This window comes from Rhodophyticola porphyridii (assembly GCF_003688285.1).
GTDB lineage: Bacteria > Pseudomonadota > Alphaproteobacteria > Rhodobacterales > Rhodobacteraceae > Rhodophyticola > Rhodophyticola porphyridii.
On the sequence record NZ_RCNT01000002.1, the window covers coordinates 401,593 to 417,936 of the forward strand.

The window sequence follows — 16,344 nt, forward strand, 5'->3', positions numbered from 1 at the left end:
TCAGATCACCCCCAGGATATGGCGGAACAGCACCATGCTGATACCGCCGGCCAGCAGGTAGAACACGGTCGCCACGATTCCACGCAGCGACAGCCGCGAGATGCCGCAGACGCCATGGCCGGATGTGCAGCCATTCGCGATCCGGGTGCCGATCCCCACCAGAAGCCCTGCCGCGACGATCACCGCGATGTTGGAGGACAGATTGGTGGGGTTTGCGCCGAAGACCAACGCCACCAGGGCCGGGGCGCCCACCAATCCGCCGATGAAGGCCAGCTTTTCGGTCCGGTCATCGCCGGCGGCCGACCCATCGACGACCGAGCCCAGGATCCCGCTCGCGCCCATGATCCGGCCGTTAACCAGCAGGTAAAGCGCCCCTGCCGCGCCGATGATCAGCCCGCCAAGCAGGCCGTAAAGATACTGGATTTCCATGATGGCACTTTCGGTTCAGAGCGTGTTGAGCGGCAGCTTCAGATACGAGGTTCCGTTGTCTTCCGGCTCGGGCATCTGGCCGGCGCGCATATTGATCTGCAACGACGGCAGGATCAGGCGCGGCATGCCCAAAGTGGCATCGCGTTCCTCGCGCATCCTTACGAACTCTTCGATCGGGCGGCCTTCGCCGATATGCACGTTCAGGGCCTTTTGCTCGCCCACCGTGGTTTCCCAGGCGTATTTGTCCCGTCCGGGAGCCTTGTAATCATGGCCGACGAAGACCCGCGTTTCATCGGGCAGGGCCAGAATGCGCTGGATGGAATTGTAGAGATCCTCGGCCGAGCCGCCCGGGAAATCGCAGCGCGCGGTGCCGAAATCGGGCATGAACAGCGTGTCACCCACAAAGGCCGCATCGCCGATCACATAGGTCATGCAGGCGGGCGTATGGCCGGGCGTATGCATCACATCGCCGCGCATCTGGCCCACATGGAAGCTGTCGCCATCGGCGAAAAGCGCATCGAACTGGCTGCCGTCACGCTGGAATTCGGTGCCCTCGTTGAAGATCTTGCCGAAGGTGTCCTGCACGATGGTGATGTTCTTGCCGATCCCGATCTTGCCGCCCAACTGCTCCTGCAGATAGGGGGCCGCGCTCAGGTGATCGGCATGAACATGGGTTTCCAGAACCCATTGCACGTCCAGCCCCTCGGCCTTGACGAAGGCCACGATTTCGTCGGCGCTGTCGGTTGTCGTCCGGCCGGACGGCTGGTCAAAATCCAGCACGCTGTCGATTATCGCGGCAGCCTTGCCGCCCGGGTCACGCACCACATAGGACACGGTATTGGTCGCATCGTCAAAAAACGGTGTGATCTCTGGGTGCATCGGTCTCTCCATCGTTTAAGTTGGCATTGTCAATTATGTTGGGTTTCTTCCGCCAAGGTCAAGGCCGCTCTGCAGATCAGCTTGATCGAGGTCAAAGCTGGCCCGGTCGGGCGGCGCTAGGATCGGGGTCGGGCCAGCGCTGTGAACGGGCGCAGCCCCTTCAATTGGGGGAATTCCATGACCGATCTGGCAAGGCGTAAACAACAGCTCCTCGACCGATTGGCCGATCTCGAAGAGCGGCTGCACGAAATCGAGGACGAGCTCGACAGCCATCAATCGAAGGATTGGGAGGAGTTGGCGACCGAGCGCGAAGACGACGAGGTTTTGGAACAGATGGGCGTCAGCGGTCAGGCGGAAATCCGCCAGATAAAGGCCGCGCTGGCACGAATCGAGGCGGGCGAATACGGTTTGTGCACCAAATGCGATGAGGCGATCTCGGAAGAGCGGTTGGATCTTTTGCCTTTCACGCCATTCTGCAGGAGATGCGCTGTATAAGGAAAAGCGGAACGCAATTCGATGCAGGCACGTGGGGAGGTGCCTGCAAGGGGGGAAATTCAATGGCACCGAAACGACCCGATACCGAAATGGAGGCGGCCCTTTACGATTTTCTGACCAGCCGCAAGGCCGGAACGGCGGTCCAGAAACGACTCATCCGCAATTATGTGGACTGGCAGCGGGAGGTTCTGGCGGCGGATGCACAAATGCGAATGGCCGAACTGACGCCGGAACGGAAGACCGGTCCGGAAAACGCCCGACAGATCCGTCGCGTGACCTATCGCGCGGCGATCAACTCCTTGCCCATCTGAACGACCGACGGCGAGGGATGGGCCCCAGAGAAAGGAAAGCCTGCCATGGCAGAGACATCCAAGGACGGCCCCAAAGAGGGCGCACATACGGAATTGCGCAAGCAAAAGAGAGACGGGGAGCGAAAGCCCGATACGACGGTTGCCAAACGCTCCAAGCTGGCGGAGCAGGCGAAAAGGACCCAATCCGCTGAAGATGACAGGCTGGACGATCTGTTCAACGATATGCCTGTCTGACATCGCCACCTTGCTTGGCGGGGATCTTTTCCCGTCTTCGGATCGGGCGACCGGATTTCAGGTTGCCTGATAAGTCCACTTTAGTGCGCCAGCCTGTTGCATTCCTATGCAAAGGCGGTTGCCGGATCCGGCTGCGCCTGTCTAGATGATCTGCGACCCTTGGAGGTGCGGGACCATGGCGGAAATCCGGCTCAAGAATGTCTGCAAGCGCTGGGGCAGTTTCATCGGTGTCGACAACTTCGATCTTGTGATCCCTGATCAGGAATTCCTGGTTCTGCTTGGTCCCTCCGGCTGCGGCAAGACCACGACGATGCGGATGATCGCGGGCCTTGAGGATCCGACCGAAGGCGAGATCTGGATCGACGACCGGGAGGTCACGACACTCGACCCCAAGGATCGCGACGTGGCCATGGTGTTCCAGTCCTATGGGCTTTATCCGAACATGGATGTCTATCAGAACATCCGCTTCCCGCTGAAAGTGCGCAAGGTGCCCGAGGCGGAACATGACGCGCGGGTCAGGAAAGCGGCCGAGATGGTCGAACTGACCGAGTTCCTGCACCGCAAACCTGCGGCGCTGTCGGGTGGGCAACGCCAGCGCGTGGCGCTTGCCCGGGCCATCGTGCGCGAGCCGCAGGTCTTCCTGATGGACGAGCCGCTGTCCAATCTCGACGCCAAGCTGCGGGTATCGACCCGCGCGCAGATCAAGAATCTCAGCCACGAACTGAAGGTCACGACGATCTACGTCACGCATGACCAGATCGAGGCGATGACACTGGCGGACCGGGTTGTGGTGATGAAGGCCGGGGTGGTGCAACAGGTGGGTACACCAACGGATATTTATGACCGGCCCGCGAACACCTTCGTGGCGGGTTTCATCGGCAATCCCGCGATGAACCTGATGGAAGGGCAGATCGACAGTGGAACCTTCCGGGGCAGAAATGTCGAAATCAGTGGTCTGAACGCAGGCGCAGGAAAGGTTTCGCTTGGCTTCCGGGCCGAGGATGCGGCGGTGACCACGGCGGGGCAGGGGCAGATCAACGCGCCGGTCTATACGATGGAGCTTCTGGGCGATGCGACCATGGTCACGGTGCGCGCGGGCAACGCGCTGGTCGCGGTGAAGGCGTCGAAAGACTATCGCGCGGAGATCGGCGATCAGGTCGGCATTTCGGTGCCGCCCGAGATTTGCCACCCGTTTCACGCGGAGACCGGCGCGCGTCTGGATTGAGCCCCGCAGGAAGCGGCTTCCCCCAATGCTTGCGCGGCAAGCATCGAGGAAGCGCAGACAGGGTTACTCGCCCAGGGCGATGCCCTCGCGGCGCGGATCGGCACCGCCCTGCAACCCAGTCTCGCCGATGGCGATCACATGGATGCCGGAATTCAGGCCGCGTATATTCACCTCGTATCCTAGATCGGTCAGCGGCCCCTCCATCTCGACGGCGCTGGTGCCTTCTTCAAGATCATAGGTGCCAAACCGGTTGACCAGATGGGGCATGGCGGCGGCCTGCTGCACATCCATGCCCCAATCCAGATGGGCGATGATGGTCTGCGCCACATAGCCGATGATGCGGCTGCCCCCGGGGGAGCCCACGGCCAGCACCGGCGCGCCATCGCGCAGCACGATCGTGGGCGCCATCGAGGAGCGGGGGCGCTTGCCCGGCTCGATCCGGTTGGCGATGGGGCGGCCATCGTCATGGGTCCGGAACGAGAAATCGGTCAGCTCGTTGTTCAGAAGAAACCCGCCCGGCGCCATGAGCCGGGCGCCGAAGCCGTTTTCGATAGTCGTTGTCATCGACAGCACATTGCCGTCGCCATCGACGATCGAGATGTGGCTGGTCGACGGCAGTTCGAGCGACTGGTCATCGGCCCAGAGAAACGCGTGATCCCAGGCGGGCTCTCCCGGGGCAACCTCGGGCAGGGCGTCATCGCCCTCAAGAAGCGTGGCGCGATCGGCCAGATAATCCGGGTCCACCAGCCCTTGCGTGGGCATCGGCACGAAATCGCTGTCAGCCATGTAGCGACCCCGGTCCGCGAAGGCGAGCCGGGAGGCATCGCCGATGATCCGCCACGCCTCGGCGCTGTCGGGGCCGAGCGCGGACAGATCGAAGGCGCTGGCCATGCCCAGGATCTGCCCCACGGTCAGCGCGCCGGAGGAAGGTGGGCCCATGCCGCACACTTCATGGGCGCGGTACGTCACGCAGACCGGGGCGCGTTCGACGACCTCGTAAATCTCCAGATCGCGCAAGGACAGAAGACCCGGATTGCCCTCGGCGCTGCGGACAGTGTCGACGATACCTTCCGCGATCGGACCGGAATAGATGACATCCGCCCCACCTGCGGCCATCGCGCGTAGCGTCGTGGCATAGGCGGGGTTCCTCAGCAGCGCGCCCTCGGCCAGCGGGGCGCCGTCCGGCAGGAAATAGGCCGCCGTCGCCGGAAAGGTGGAGAGCCGCTCCGCATCATTGGCGATGGCCCCGGCCAGGCGTGGGGAGACGGGGAACCCGTCCTCGGCATGGCCGATCGCGGCGTCGAAGAGGCCGCCCCAGTTGGCGCGGCCCCAGCGCCGGTGCGCCTCCTCCATCAAAGCGGGTGTGCCGGGCGTCCCCACCGAGAGGCCGCCCACCACCGCATCGAAAAAGCCGAGCGGTTCGCCGTTTTCGTCCTGAAAAAGGGTGGGTGTCGCGGCCAGAGGTGCTGTTTCGCGCCCGTCCAGGGTGGTGATCTCGCCAGTGGCTGCGTCGTACCAGACCAGAAAAGCCCCGCCGCCAAGCCCCGAGGATTGCGGCTCCACCAGCCCCAGAACGGCCTGCACGGCAACCATCGCATCGGCGGCGGTGCCCCCGGCGCGCAGAACGTCGGCCCCGGCCTCGACGGCCAGCGGATTGGCGGCGGCGAGCATCCAGTTTTCCGATGTCACAGGCTGGCCCGCATCGCGCGCGGCTACCGCGGCAAGGGCCGCCTCCGAGAGCGCCATGGTCCCCGCTTCGGTCGCGATCTCCGGTGCGACGGCATCAGCCGCCTGCTGGGCAAGCGCGGAGGCCGCAAAGAGGATCAGGCCAAGCGCTGTGGCTGAAGGGAGGAGGCGAGGCATGGGCGGCACCTTTCATTCTGGGGATGATGTCAGGAGAGCCTGCGTCAAACTGCCCGGCAAGGCAATGGCGCGCTGGCGGCGGACCCGCGCGGGCCGGAGGTGACGCGGCTCAAAAATGCGCCAGACGACCGAACGGCAGGCCCGTCCGTGGCAGGCGGAAAAGATGGGCTGCACAGACCGGTCGAGGTCGAAAGCCGGGCCGGTATGCACAGGTTCGTGTCGCTAGTGCTGCGGGCTGTCATCAGTCCCCGATCATCGCGGTCGGGTGAAGGATGCGATGGCGCCCAAAGCCCGGGCCGGGCAGTGCGCGACCTAGGTGAGAAAAACGCCGATCACGACCGTCATCAGGCCCAGCGCGGATGCCAGAACCGCACCCATATTGATCGGAACAACCCGCTGCAGGCGCGCGCGCAATTCGTCATCGGAGAGGTTGGCCCGCTTTGCGGAGATCGCCGCGACGATGCAATAAACTATGGCCACAAGCCCCAGAGCCGCAAGACCCGTTCCAATCCAGATCAACACTTCCATGAGGCGTATTTCCTATTCGTTGCGGGCGTTCAGTTTGCGCAATTTCCAGACACAGGTCCAGCCTCTCTTGCGGGCCCACGGACAGAAGGGTAGAGCTTTTGCCCGATCCTCCAAACGCAAAGGCCCGTGACATGATGGACGACAGCGCCCCCCAATCCGACAGCTACCGTGTGACCGCCGACGAGTTGCGGCAGTTCATCGAACGCATCGAACGGCTGGAAGCGGAGAAGAAGGATATCGCCGATCAGCAGAAGGAGGTCATGGCCGAGGCCAAGGGGCGTGGCTATGACACCAAGATCCTGCGCAAGGTGGTGGCGCTGCGCAAACGCGAGCCCGACGATATCGCCGAGGAAGAGGCGGTTCTGGAAATGTACAAGGAAGCGCTTGGCATGCGCTAGGCAAGACCTGCTCCGGGGGATGAATGGCGCTTGATCTTTTCGCTCGCGTGGCCCTGTTCCCGCTTTTGGCGGGGCAGGCGATCTGGACCCGGAAAAAGGCGTTGAACCTGCCGGAACCCGACGGTCCGCGCCGCGCGCGGGTGGGGCAGGGGCCGGTATTGCGGATCCTGATCGCGGGGGACAGTTCGGCCGCAGGTGTCGGCGTCGCGACGCAGGATCAGGCGCTGTCCGGGCAACTGGCCGGGGCGCTTTCCCGCGAGTATCAGGTTCACTGGCATCTGATCGCGAAAACGGGGGCGACCACGCAGGATACGCTGCACCGGCTGGCACGGCAGGACCCGGCCCCGGGCCCCTTCGATATCGCGATCGTGGCGCTTGGCGTGAATGACGTGACAAAGCTCGTGCCGCTTCGCAGATGGCTTGCGCGGCAGGCCGCGCTGGTCGACCTGCTGGAGACCCGGTTCGGGGCGCGGCTGATCTATCTCTCCGGTCTGCCGCCGGTGCGGTACTTTCCGCTGCTGCCGCAGCCGCTCAGATGGGTGCTGGGCCGGCGGGCGGAACGTTTCGATGTCCACATCCGACGCCTCGCCTCGGCGGATATTCGGACCCGCTACATCCCGCTCAGCTTCGAGATGGATGCGGCCCTGATGGCGCCGGACGGGTTTCACCCGGGCCCGGATGTCTACGCGAAATGGGCAGAAATCGTCGCCGGACATATCCGGGCGGACTGGCCTCCCGACCAGACCTGAAGGCGCGACGGCGGGCTTCGCGTGGGGTTGTCCGGTGCCAGGCGGCGGGGGGCGCTTGAAAGCCCTGCGCGGCGGCCCCCGGTGGCAAGGGCCGCGCGGTGGGTGCCGACCAAGGCGGGCAAGCCGCGTTTACGGGGCGATATAGGTCAGGTTGGGCACGGCCGTGATGTGATCCATATCCGCCTCGTAATGCGCGCTGATCTCCTCGATCAGCTCCTCGGTCCAGCCGGGTGCGTCGAGTTCTTCCTCCAAGGCCTCTTCCAGAACGAACTTGTCGAGAAATGCGGCCGCGATCCGTCGCTTCTGCATCTCGGTTTGGGGCGGATGCTGCGCCAGATAGGCCTGCATCCGTTTGAACCCGGCCGGTTCCATGATCTTTTCCAGCAAGTCGTCGGCGCCGTTCAGAACCTGCCCCGGGCCAAGCCCCGCCATTTCGCGCAGGATCTCCCCCCAGATCAGCGGCGTATCCTCATTGTTCCAGACGGTGATCGGGCAATCGGGATGCGCACGGTTAAGCCGTTGCAGCATCTCGGACCAGGCGACGGCCTTGGGCTGCACCCCATGTGTGAACTCGTCGAAATCGTTGAAACGCGACGCGTTGAACATTGCCGGGATCAGCGTTGCGGGGTCGCGCATCGCGATGAAGAATTCCACCTGCGCTCCGGGAAAGAGATTGCGCAGCTTGGTCGTCTCCCGTTCGATCATCGGCCAGATCTGTGCCCCCTGAACGACCAGCCGATTGATACAGATGAAGCGCGGATCCGACAGGACAAGCCGGTCGCACCGGTCGCTCTCCGTGATGGCATCGAGCAACGCATCCTGAACGTCCATGGATGCGGGCGCGCCCTTCAGGGCGCGCGACGCATCGCGGATCACGGCGCGATAGCGCCCGGGCGGTGGCACGACGATTCCGCTCCGGGCCAGAACCGCGCGATTTTTCAATAGCGATTGGATCAGTTGATCTTCATCGGTGCATGGCGCGCCGAGGTGATAGACAACCTGCATTACTGACAAACCCAAACCGCTTTTTTCCGTTGCGGCCAAACCTATACACGCGCCGGACGTGACGCAAACCCCCTTGCTTACGGGCGATCCTGACTGACGGTGCCGGAGGGCCGCGTCCGGACCGGGCAGCGGGAGGCACGTGCCCGGCTTATGGCGGATGGCCGCGACCTAGGGCTGGCCGCGGCTCTCGACAGATCACTCGATCGCGCCGACCTCGCGATAATAGCGTGCGGCGCCGGGATGCAGTTCCATCGAGCCCAGCTGTTGTACGGCAAAGTCGATATCGATGCCGTCCACCCAAGGGGCATCGCTGCTGATCTGGTCCAGGTTTTCCCAGAAGGCGCGGGTGATCTGATACACCGTCTCCTCGTCCAGATCGCCGCGCACGCCGATGCCGACGGACGTGTTCATGGAGATCACCGGCGTTTCGTTCAGTTGGTTTTCATAGAGGCCCGGTTCCACCATTTCGATCCAGCGGAAGGTGCCGAGAAAATCGGTGACCGCCGCGCCCTCGGCGCTTTCGGGGCCGATGAAGCGGACGGTTTCGGTTTCGGTGAACTGGATGAACTGCTGGCACGGGTCGAGGCAGCCATTCACATACATCTCGATATTGCCGTCGAGGAAGGACTGGAACCCGGTCTGCCAGTTGGCGCTGATCGCCTCGTAGTCCTCGCCGACCACAAAGCCGGTCGTGGCTTCGATCCAGCGGCTGGCGGCGTTATACGCACCCCCGCCCTGAGGGCCCAGAAAGACGGTTGCACCTTCGATATCGTCAAGCGTCTGGATGTCGCTGTCGCCTCGGACCGCGAAATGGTAGTTGCCGTAGGGATACCACATCAGCAGGCGCAGGTTTTCCGCCGCTTGGGGCGCGTCGGCCTCGTTCTGGTACATGGCCCTCCCGCCTTGCAGCAACGCATAGATCGTGGGCGAGGTCATGGCGAAATCAAGATTGCCCCGCCCGACCTCCAACTGGTGCAACGTGGCGGCCCCGCCTGCGGCAACCTCGATCGTGATCCCGTCAAGATTGTCATTCACGATATTGGCGAAAGTCGCCATCGTGATCGCCTGGCCTAGGCTGGGGGCGATGGTTGCCATGCGCAGCGTCTGATCCTGGGCCAGCGCAGGCCCGCCGGCCAGCGCCGCCGCCAGAACGGCGGCCTTGATGAAATGGGTCATGTCGTCTCCTCCTGATGATCCGTGGGTCGGGTTTGTGAGTTTCTGATGCGGTGGATGGCGACAAGTGCCGCGCCAATGGCCGCGGCGGGCGCCGCGATGGCCGCGTGGGGCACAAGCACCGCAAATCCGGCGGCGACACGACAGAGCCGTTCGACCGGGGTCAGCCGCGCCACCTCCTGCCCGGCCAGCGCTGAGGCAAGAAGCCAGAGCGACAGGGTGAAGGCGGCAATGATCCAGGCAAGCGACGCCCAGGAGATTTCGGCGGCATCCATCATCGCGCGGGAGTTGGCGGGCTCCCCGCCGAACCATTCGAACAGCACCTGCAACTTGTAGAGCAATGCCGGGTGATAGACGAAGACGAACGGGATCAGGAATCCCGCGATCCCGATCCGCGCCGCGGCGAACCCGGTCCTGATCGGATCGGCGCCGGCAATGGGTGCGGCGGCAAAGGCGGCCAGCGCGACAGGCGGCGTGACCGTCGACATGACCGCGAAAAAGACCACGAACAGATGGAGAGACAGGGGCGGGATTCCCACCGCCTCGATCCCAGAGCTGAGCGCGATGACGATGATGAAATAAGTGGCGCCCGGCGGCAGGCCCATTCCCAGCACGATGGAGCCGAACGCCACGACGATCAGCACCACAAAGAGCGGCCCGGATGCCAGCTGCGCCAGCAGAAGCGAAAGGCGCCCGGCAAAGCCCGACAGCTGGATCAGCCCCACGATCAGACCGATCGCGGCGACGATGGTCACGATCGAGGCCGCCATCCGCCCCGCGGCGACAAAGGCGCGCCAGACCTGTCGGCGGGAGCGGAACCCGGGAAACAGCACCAGCGCCGAGAGCAGCGCCGCGGCAAAGCCGTAGAAGCCGGCCTTCGGCACCGAAGGCTGGATGAAGAGAAAGGTCGACAGGACGGCAAGCGGAATGATGAACACCAGGCATTGCCAGCGTTCACCGGGGTCCAGCCGCGGGCGCGCCTCGGCGGGCAGCGCGCCGATACCCTGACGCTGCGCCTCGAAATAGACCGTCAGAAAGGTGCCGAGATAGTAGAACAGCGCCGGCAGGATCGCGGCGACCACGATATAGCGGTATTCAAGTCCGATCTGGCCGGCCACGAAAAAGGCCACGACCCCCATCACCGGCGGCATGACCTGGCCGCCCGTGGAGGCCGCGGCCTCCACCGCGCCTGCGAAATGGGGCTTGAAGCCCGCCCGTTTGATGACCGGGATGGTCATCGTGCCGGTGGAGACCACATTGGAAACCGCAGCCCCCGACAGCGTCCCGAACAAGGCGGAACTGGCCACAGCGGAATGGGCGGCGCCGCCGACAAATCCCCCGGTCAGCCGGTTGGCGATTTTCATCAGCAGATCGCCCGCGCCTGACGCCATGAGAACGGATCCGAAGACGATGAAGATCAGCACACTGCCCGAGACGACCTGCAACGGCTGGCCGAACAACCCCCCGGTCTGCGCCCAGAAATTCTGAACCATGGCCCTGAGGTTCTGCGCGGCTGTCGCCTCGGACCCGGCGAGGATACCCGTCCAGTCGGGCAGGAGGCCCCGGGTGAAGAAGTATATCACCCACAAGATGCAGAAGATCGCGATGAATGCCCCGAAGAGCCGCCAGGTCAGGTAAAGCGTGACCACGATGATCACCGGGAACACGACGAAATCGATCGGTTCCGCCGAGGGCAGCAGCCCGGCATCGGTGGCATAGATCTTGACGATCCAAGCCCCGAAACAGCCCGTCGCCACGATCGCCATCAGCCGGTGCATCCAACGCCATCGGCCCGTGTCGCGCATAGCAAGAAGCGAGATCGCGAAGGCGAAGACGATGGGCAGGCCAAGTATCAGGCCGGTGGGTTGCAAAAATGCCCGCTCGAACGCGCGATAGCCGCCGCCCAGCCAATGGTCGCGCAGCAGAACCCGCTGCTCGCGGCGGCTCATATCGGCCCAGCCCTCGGTGGTGGTCTCCACGAACCAGCGCACGAAATCCGAGATCGGTCCACTGGCCGTATAGGTCAGGATCACCAGAACGAAACCCACCGCAAGGAGATCGGCGATCCGGTCGTCGGGCCGGGGCCGCGTGACACCCCCTGCGGTTGGATCAGTCATGGGACCCGGTGTCCGTGTCCGGCGGCAGATGGATCTGCCGGGCCGCGCCGCGATACGTCTCGGTGAGTTCGGGCGGCACTTCCGATCCGTCGTACAGGAAGGGCAGGATGCCCCGGCGCAGGCTCTTGCCGCGCATCGCCTCCAGATCCGCATCCGATCGGGTGACGCGCTGCGACATGCGCAGGCCCCAGTCCCTCAGATGGCCGTACATATGGGCGATCTGGTCGTCGTGGCCGCCGCTCTTCGCCAGATCGTGAAATTCCTCGGGGTCGGTTTCCAGATCGAACAGCATCGGCCGGAACCCGCCTTCGGCATGGATCATCTTCCAGCGTCCGTCGAAGACCATGAACAACCTGGCATCCTTCGTGGATGCGACCAGATCCGCCGCGAAGGGCCGCACCGCGTAGTCGTATTCGCTGATCACATACTCCCGCCAGTCCGGCGTTTCGCCCCGGAGCCACGGCATCAGCGAACGGCCCTCGATGATGTGCCGCGGCACCTCGCCGCCCGCCGCCTCGACGAATGTGGCCGCCAGATCGATCGCCTCGACCAGCGCATCGCATGTCGTTCCGCGCGTGGCATCTGCCCCGGCGCGCGGGTCGCTGACAATCAGCGGGATTTTCACCGACGGGTCGTGGAACAGGTCCTTTTCGCCCATCCAGTGATCGCCCAGATAGTCGCCGTGATCCGAGGTCAGCACGATCATCGTGTCCTCCATCCGGCCCGTGGCCACCAGATGGTCGAGCAGAACGCCGAGCTGGTCATCGCATTGCTTGATCAGGCCCATATAGGCGGGGATCACTTTCGCGCGGACATCGTCGCGCTGGAAGGCGGTGGAGATCTTGCCCTCCAGGAATGCCTTGAAAACCGGGTGCGTGTCGTCCAGTTCGCAGTCGTGCCGGGTCGGGGCGGGTACGTGATTGAGCCCGAACATGTCATGATAGGGGGCGGGCACGATATAGGGCCAGTGCGGCTTGATATAGCTGACATGTGCGCACCATGACCCGCTGGCCTGATCGATGAAGCTGATCGCCTGCCGCGTAAGCCACGGTGTCTCGCTGTCCTGCTCGCGGATATTGGCGGGCTTGTCGGCATTCCGGAACATCCAGCCCGATGCGATCTCTCCATTCTCGACCCCGGCATTCGCATAGTCGGCCCATGGATTTTCGCCCGCATAGCCCCTGGATTTCAGATACTCGTTATAGGGGGAGCGGTTTTCATCATAGAACCCGTCTGGCCCCTGTCCCCAAAGCCCGTCGTCACGGGTCCAGGCATCGAAACCGCATTCCGACTGGCGCGCGCCGATGATGCTGTCCGGGTCCAGCCCCAGCCGCGCCATGCCCTCCTTGTCGGCGCGCATATGGGTCTTGCCGATCAGCCAGCACTCCATGCCAAGCTTGCGCAGATGGTCGCCCATCGTCATCTCGCCGACGCGGAGCGGGTAGCCGTTCCACTGCGCCCCGTGGGAAGAGGCATAGCGCCCGGTGTAGAAACTCATCCGCGAGGAGCCGCAGATGGGCGATTGACAATAGGCATTGGTGAACCGGACGCCGCGCGCCGCGACACGATCGAAATTGGGCGTTTGCAGATGCGGATGGCCCGCGCAGCTCAGATAGTCGAAACGCAACTGGTCGTACATGATGAACAGAATGTTCACATGCAGGTCCTCCCCCTGACTGCTCTCCCCCGGGGCGGTGTTCCACCCTTGTCGCAGGAAGCCTAGTGCATCCGGCGCGGGTAGGGCAGGTGCAAAAAAGTTACTGCGATACCTTTTTGGAATACCCCGCCTTGCGGCTGGCGAACTCATCGGCCACGGCTAGAACGCAGTCGCGGAAAAACGCCGCCGCCGGTGTCAGGGGGCGTTGCGCGGAATGGGTTATGGCAATCGGAACGGGCGGGAAGGCCTCAGTGACGGGGATCCGCACGATGGGCCAGACACCTTCGAAATCGTCCAGAAACAGGGTCGGAAAGCTGCACACCATGTCGCTGTCTGCCAGCATCGACAGAATACTCAGCACACTGTCGGAGTTCAGATGCGGCTCCGGCGGGACCAACCCCATCGCGCGAAACCGCTCTGCGACGATCGGCAGGCGTTCCTTGGGGCCGATCATGATCCAGTCCGCATCCAGAAGCTGGGTGAGGCTGGTTGCGCCCGCGTATCTGGAACCGCGCCCGGTGACCACGCAAATTGGCGTCTTCACGATCTCGGTGACGTGAAGACCGTTGGCGCCGCTGCCGCCGGGCGCCGGCCCGATCACGAAATCGACCGCGCCGTTGCGCAACGGACCAAAGGCCATCGGTTCATGGCCGCCATCAATCTGCACATGCGCCCGCGCGAACCGGCGCCGGAACCTAGCCATCGCCTGTGGCACGAACTTCGTGGCCGCAAGGGGCGATACGGTCACGCTCAGATTGCCGTCGATCCCGCCCTTGATCTGGCTCACGTCTTCCTGCATCCGCCGGAATTCTTCGTGGATGACGCGGGCACGGCGAAGCACCGTCCGGCCGTGGGCGGTGACGCTGACCCCGCTTGGACCGCGCTCGAAAATCGCTGTGCCCAGATCCGCCTCAGCCTGGCGCAGGGCCTTGGTCAGCGCCGGCTGCGTCCGCCCGAGCACCTTGGCCGCGCCGCGCAGGCTGCCCGCATGTTCGATGGCCAGAATGATTTCGATATGCTTCAGGTTCACACGGACGACCATGACGCACCGGCGCCGATTGGTGAAGGGCAGAGCGCACCAGGCCGGGCGGCTTCGGATCAAACCGAAATGATTGGAAGTCCGGTCCGGCGTAGTCCGGCTCTCATTTGCAAGCCCGCGGCGTTGATAAAGCAGTGGATTTGGTTGTGAAACGGGAGTTTTTCCCACTGGACGCCCTTGACTGGACGCAACCCCGGCGCAGAGATGGTCTCAGGTGCCTGCCGCATCCCGTCAGGCCACCAGGCTGCCGTCCGTTACCGTAACCAGCGGCAAGGTTTACGATGCCATGTGCACCGGCTTGGCTCTCAATGGCCGGAGCGCCCCGCGTATTGCGGAGCTGAGCCCGAATGCGGCCCCCGCAGGTAGAAGAAATGCCAGGCCCGATCTGAGCAGGATGCGGTGACCACCGGACAGATCCGGCCTGGAGCCGCTGAGCTGCGCGGCACATCGTTCGAAGCGGTCGCGCCTGCCCAGATGCTTCCTGCCGACCCGGTCCCGCGAAGGGACGGGGGATATTCAAACAGAAAACTCCTGACTGGCCGTCTTGCTTTTCTGCGTTGCATCCGCTCGGTTTTGGTTGCTATATCCGCTGCAGGTTCTCGGAAAAGAGACCAAGAGAGTTGCCCCTATAGCTCAGCTGGTAGAGCATCTGATTTGTAACATAAAAAGTGATGTGCTCATACCTCCTCATGCTGACCCTAAGCAGCTGAAAAGAAATAATTTCTTGCTCGACTTCTCCTCATAGTCTTCCATGAAAATCGCCTGCAACGCAGGTGTTTTAGGAGGCTAAAATGCGACTAACGGAGCTTTCCATCAAAAATATGAAGCTCCCAGAACGGGGTCAGAAGACCTACTGGGAGAATGGGTTTGGCGTGCGGGTTTCCCAAGGCGGGCGCAAGTCATTTGTGGTCATGTATGGCCCGAACCGGCGGCTCAAGACGCTGGGTCGATACCCGGTGCTCAGCTTGAAAGACGCGCGGCGTAAGGCTCAGGTGATATTGGCGCAGCGTCCCGAGGAAAAGGACTTGCGCGTCACCCTTGCTGAGGCGCGCGCGCAGTTCCTGGCTGATTGTGAGAAACGTCTGCGGCCCTCGACCGTCTGGAACTACCAATACTATCTGAGCAAAGTAGAGAAGACCTACCTCGATGACGTTGGCTTAGAGGACTTCCCCAACACCTCCCACGCCATTATGAGCGCCAAGGTCTTCTTCAACTGGTGCATCCGCCATGAGCTGGCGGAGAAGAACCCGTTTTCCTTCTGCAAGGTGCGCTATGGCACCCGTGACCGCGTGCTGTCCGATGATGAAGTGCGGAAGCTCTGGACCTATGACTTCCCGCCCTTCTCAGACTACGTGAAGCTGATGCTGCTGACCGGCCTGCGGAAGGGTGAATGCGCCTTTGTCGTGCCGGGTGATGATTTGCTCACCATCGACGGCGAGCACACCAAGAACCGGCGGACGCATCGGTTGCCTATCACGCCGATGGTGGCGGAGCTGCTGCCGCGCCTAGAGTACTTCAACGGCTTTTCTAAAGCCAAATATCGCATCGACCGTGAAGTGCCGCTGCCGCACTGGACGCTCCACGACCTACGCCGCACCTTTGCTACCAATCACGCCCGTTTGGGCACACCCATTCATATTGTCGAAGCGCTCCTCAATCACGTTTCGGGCACTATCTCTGGAGTAGCCGCCATATACATTCGCCACAATTTCCTTGCCGAAGCCAAGGTAGCACAACTACGCTACGAAGACTTTATGTCTGAACTACTGGGGAAGGAATAGCGTAATGGTATGGTTGATAGCAGGATTGGTATTTGTGGCGGCGGGTATTGTGAACGAGGGTGGTGCTGCGCCACCGGGAATGGTGCTCTTTGGCCTCGTGCTCATGGCTATTGGTGCGTACCGAATATACAGAAAGCACTTCGCAAAGTTCTAGCACTCCCGTAAGGTAGTGCTCCCTGGGGACAAATCCCACGGGCATCGCGATGCTCCCAATATGGAGTGTTGTGATGAAACTTCTTACCAAGAAGCAGGTGCGCGAAAAGGTCGGATTTAGCTTTGCTCATATTGATCGCATGGAGAACGCCAATCGGTTCCCAAAACGGGTAAGGATCGGCTTCCGCGTGTTCTGGTCTGACGAGGAAATCGACGTCTGGATTGCTGCCCACCTGAATGCTCGCTCTTGACGGAGCCGGGGGAAGGGTGGTGCCTTCCCCCATTTGTGATAGCCCCACCTATCGCTC

General features: G+C 62.9%; 17 protein-coding genes. 8 read left to right on the forward strand and 9 right to left on the reverse strand.

Features of this window, described 5'->3' with window-relative positions; translation table 11 throughout:
• Together D9R08_RS06540 and D9R08_RS06545 are read right to left on the reverse strand one after the other, a co-directional pair.
• Positions 1–429 (reverse strand): YeeE/YedE family protein, encoded by a 429-nt coding sequence (locus D9R08_RS06540; RefSeq protein ID WP_121897202.1) that lies wholly within the window; start codon positions 427–429, stop codon positions 1–3.
• A 15-nt stretch (positions 430–444) separates the two neighbouring features.
• Positions 445–1,308, reverse strand: a complete 864-nt coding sequence (locus tag D9R08_RS06545) for an MBL fold metallo-hydrolase (protein ID WP_121897203.1) — start codon at positions 1,306–1,308, stop codon at positions 445–447.
• Between the two features lie 177 nt (positions 1,309–1,485).
• Between D9R08_RS06545 and D9R08_RS06550 the strand changes: the two genes are divergently transcribed.
• From D9R08_RS06550 to D9R08_RS06565, 4 genes are all read left to right on the forward strand, one after another.
• Positions 1,486–1,803: a TraR/DksA family transcriptional regulator gene (locus D9R08_RS06550; protein WP_121897204.1), complete on the forward strand. Its 318-nt coding sequence runs from the start codon at positions 1,486–1,488 to the stop codon at positions 1,801–1,803.
• A gap of 62 nt (positions 1,804–1,865) precedes the next feature.
• Positions 1,866–2,114: a hypothetical protein gene (locus D9R08_RS06555; RefSeq protein WP_147450625.1), complete on the forward strand. Its 249-nt coding sequence runs from the start codon at positions 1,866–1,868 to the stop codon at positions 2,112–2,114.
• Between the two features lie 45 nt (positions 2,115–2,159).
• A complete protein-coding gene (locus tag D9R08_RS06560; protein ID WP_121897206.1) occupies positions 2,160–2,348 on the forward strand; it encodes a hypothetical protein in 189 nt (62 codons plus the stop codon).
• A gap of 175 nt (positions 2,349–2,523) precedes the next feature.
• Entirely contained in the window at positions 2,524–3,573 is a 1,050-nt protein-coding gene (locus tag D9R08_RS06565; RefSeq protein ID WP_121897207.1) for an ABC transporter ATP-binding protein, read from the forward strand.
• Between the two features lie 63 nt (positions 3,574–3,636).
• Here D9R08_RS06565 and ggt read toward each other — a convergent pair whose 3' ends face one another.
• The gene (gene ggt, locus D9R08_RS06570; protein ID WP_121897208.1) at positions 3,637–5,436 is read right to left on the reverse strand and encodes a gamma-glutamyltransferase; all 1,800 of its coding nucleotides are present in this window, start codon (positions 5,434–5,436) and stop codon (positions 3,637–3,639) included.
• Positions 5,437–5,748: 312 nt separating this feature from the next.
• Positions 5,749–5,964: a hypothetical protein gene (locus D9R08_RS06575; protein WP_121897209.1), complete on the reverse strand. Its 216-nt coding sequence runs from the start codon at positions 5,962–5,964 to the stop codon at positions 5,749–5,751.
• Positions 5,965–6,098: 134 nt separating this feature from the next.
• Here D9R08_RS06575 and D9R08_RS06580 point away from each other — a divergent pair, with 134 nt between their 5' ends.
• Together D9R08_RS06580 and D9R08_RS06585 are read left to right on the forward strand one after the other, a co-directional pair.
• Positions 6,099–6,362, forward strand: a complete 264-nt coding sequence (locus D9R08_RS06580) for a DUF2312 domain-containing protein (protein ID WP_121897307.1) — start codon at positions 6,099–6,101, stop codon at positions 6,360–6,362.
• Positions 6,363–6,385: 23 nt separating this feature from the next.
• Positions 6,386–7,111, forward strand: a complete 726-nt coding sequence (locus D9R08_RS06585; RefSeq protein ID WP_121897210.1) for an SGNH/GDSL hydrolase family protein — start codon at positions 6,386–6,388, stop codon at positions 7,109–7,111.
• A 129-nt stretch (positions 7,112–7,240) separates the two neighbouring features.
• Here D9R08_RS06585 and D9R08_RS06590 read toward each other — a convergent pair whose 3' ends face one another.
• From D9R08_RS06590 to D9R08_RS06610, 5 genes are all read right to left on the reverse strand, one after another.
• Positions 7,241–8,116 (reverse strand): hypothetical protein, encoded by an 876-nt coding sequence (locus tag D9R08_RS06590; protein WP_121897211.1) that lies wholly within the window; start codon positions 8,114–8,116, stop codon positions 7,241–7,243.
• Positions 8,117–8,311: 195 nt separating this feature from the next.
• Positions 8,312–9,292, reverse strand: a complete 981-nt coding sequence (locus D9R08_RS06595) for a TAXI family TRAP transporter solute-binding subunit (RefSeq protein WP_121897212.1) — start codon at positions 9,290–9,292, stop codon at positions 8,312–8,314.
• Positions 9,289–11,406, reverse strand: coding sequence for a TRAP transporter permease (locus D9R08_RS06600; protein ID WP_121897213.1), 2,118 nt, complete (start codon positions 11,404–11,406; stop codon positions 9,289–9,291). Before D9R08_RS06600 ends, D9R08_RS06595 begins: the two co-directional genes overlap by 4 nt.
• Entirely contained in the window at positions 11,399–13,063 is a 1,665-nt protein-coding gene (locus D9R08_RS06605) for a sulfatase-like hydrolase/transferase (RefSeq protein ID WP_121897214.1), read from the reverse strand. Before D9R08_RS06605 ends, D9R08_RS06600 begins: the two co-directional genes overlap by 8 nt.
• A 100-nt stretch (positions 13,064–13,163) precedes the next feature.
• Positions 13,164–14,105: a LysR family transcriptional regulator gene (locus tag D9R08_RS06610; RefSeq protein WP_121897215.1), complete on the reverse strand. Its 942-nt coding sequence runs from the start codon at positions 14,103–14,105 to the stop codon at positions 13,164–13,166.
• 788 nt (positions 14,106–14,893) lie between these two features.
• Between D9R08_RS06610 and D9R08_RS06615 the strand changes: the two genes are divergently transcribed.
• Together D9R08_RS06615 and D9R08_RS06620 are read left to right on the forward strand one after the other, a co-directional pair.
• On the forward strand, positions 14,894–15,883 hold the full coding sequence (locus tag D9R08_RS06615; RefSeq protein ID WP_121897216.1) for a tyrosine-type recombinase/integrase: 990 nt from the start codon (positions 14,894–14,896) through the stop codon (positions 15,881–15,883).
• Positions 15,884–16,110: 227 nt separating this feature from the next.
• A complete protein-coding gene (locus D9R08_RS06620; protein ID WP_158598940.1) occupies positions 16,111–16,287 on the forward strand; it encodes a helix-turn-helix transcriptional regulator in 177 nt (58 codons plus the stop codon).
• Positions 16,288–16,344 lie beyond the last annotated feature (57 nt).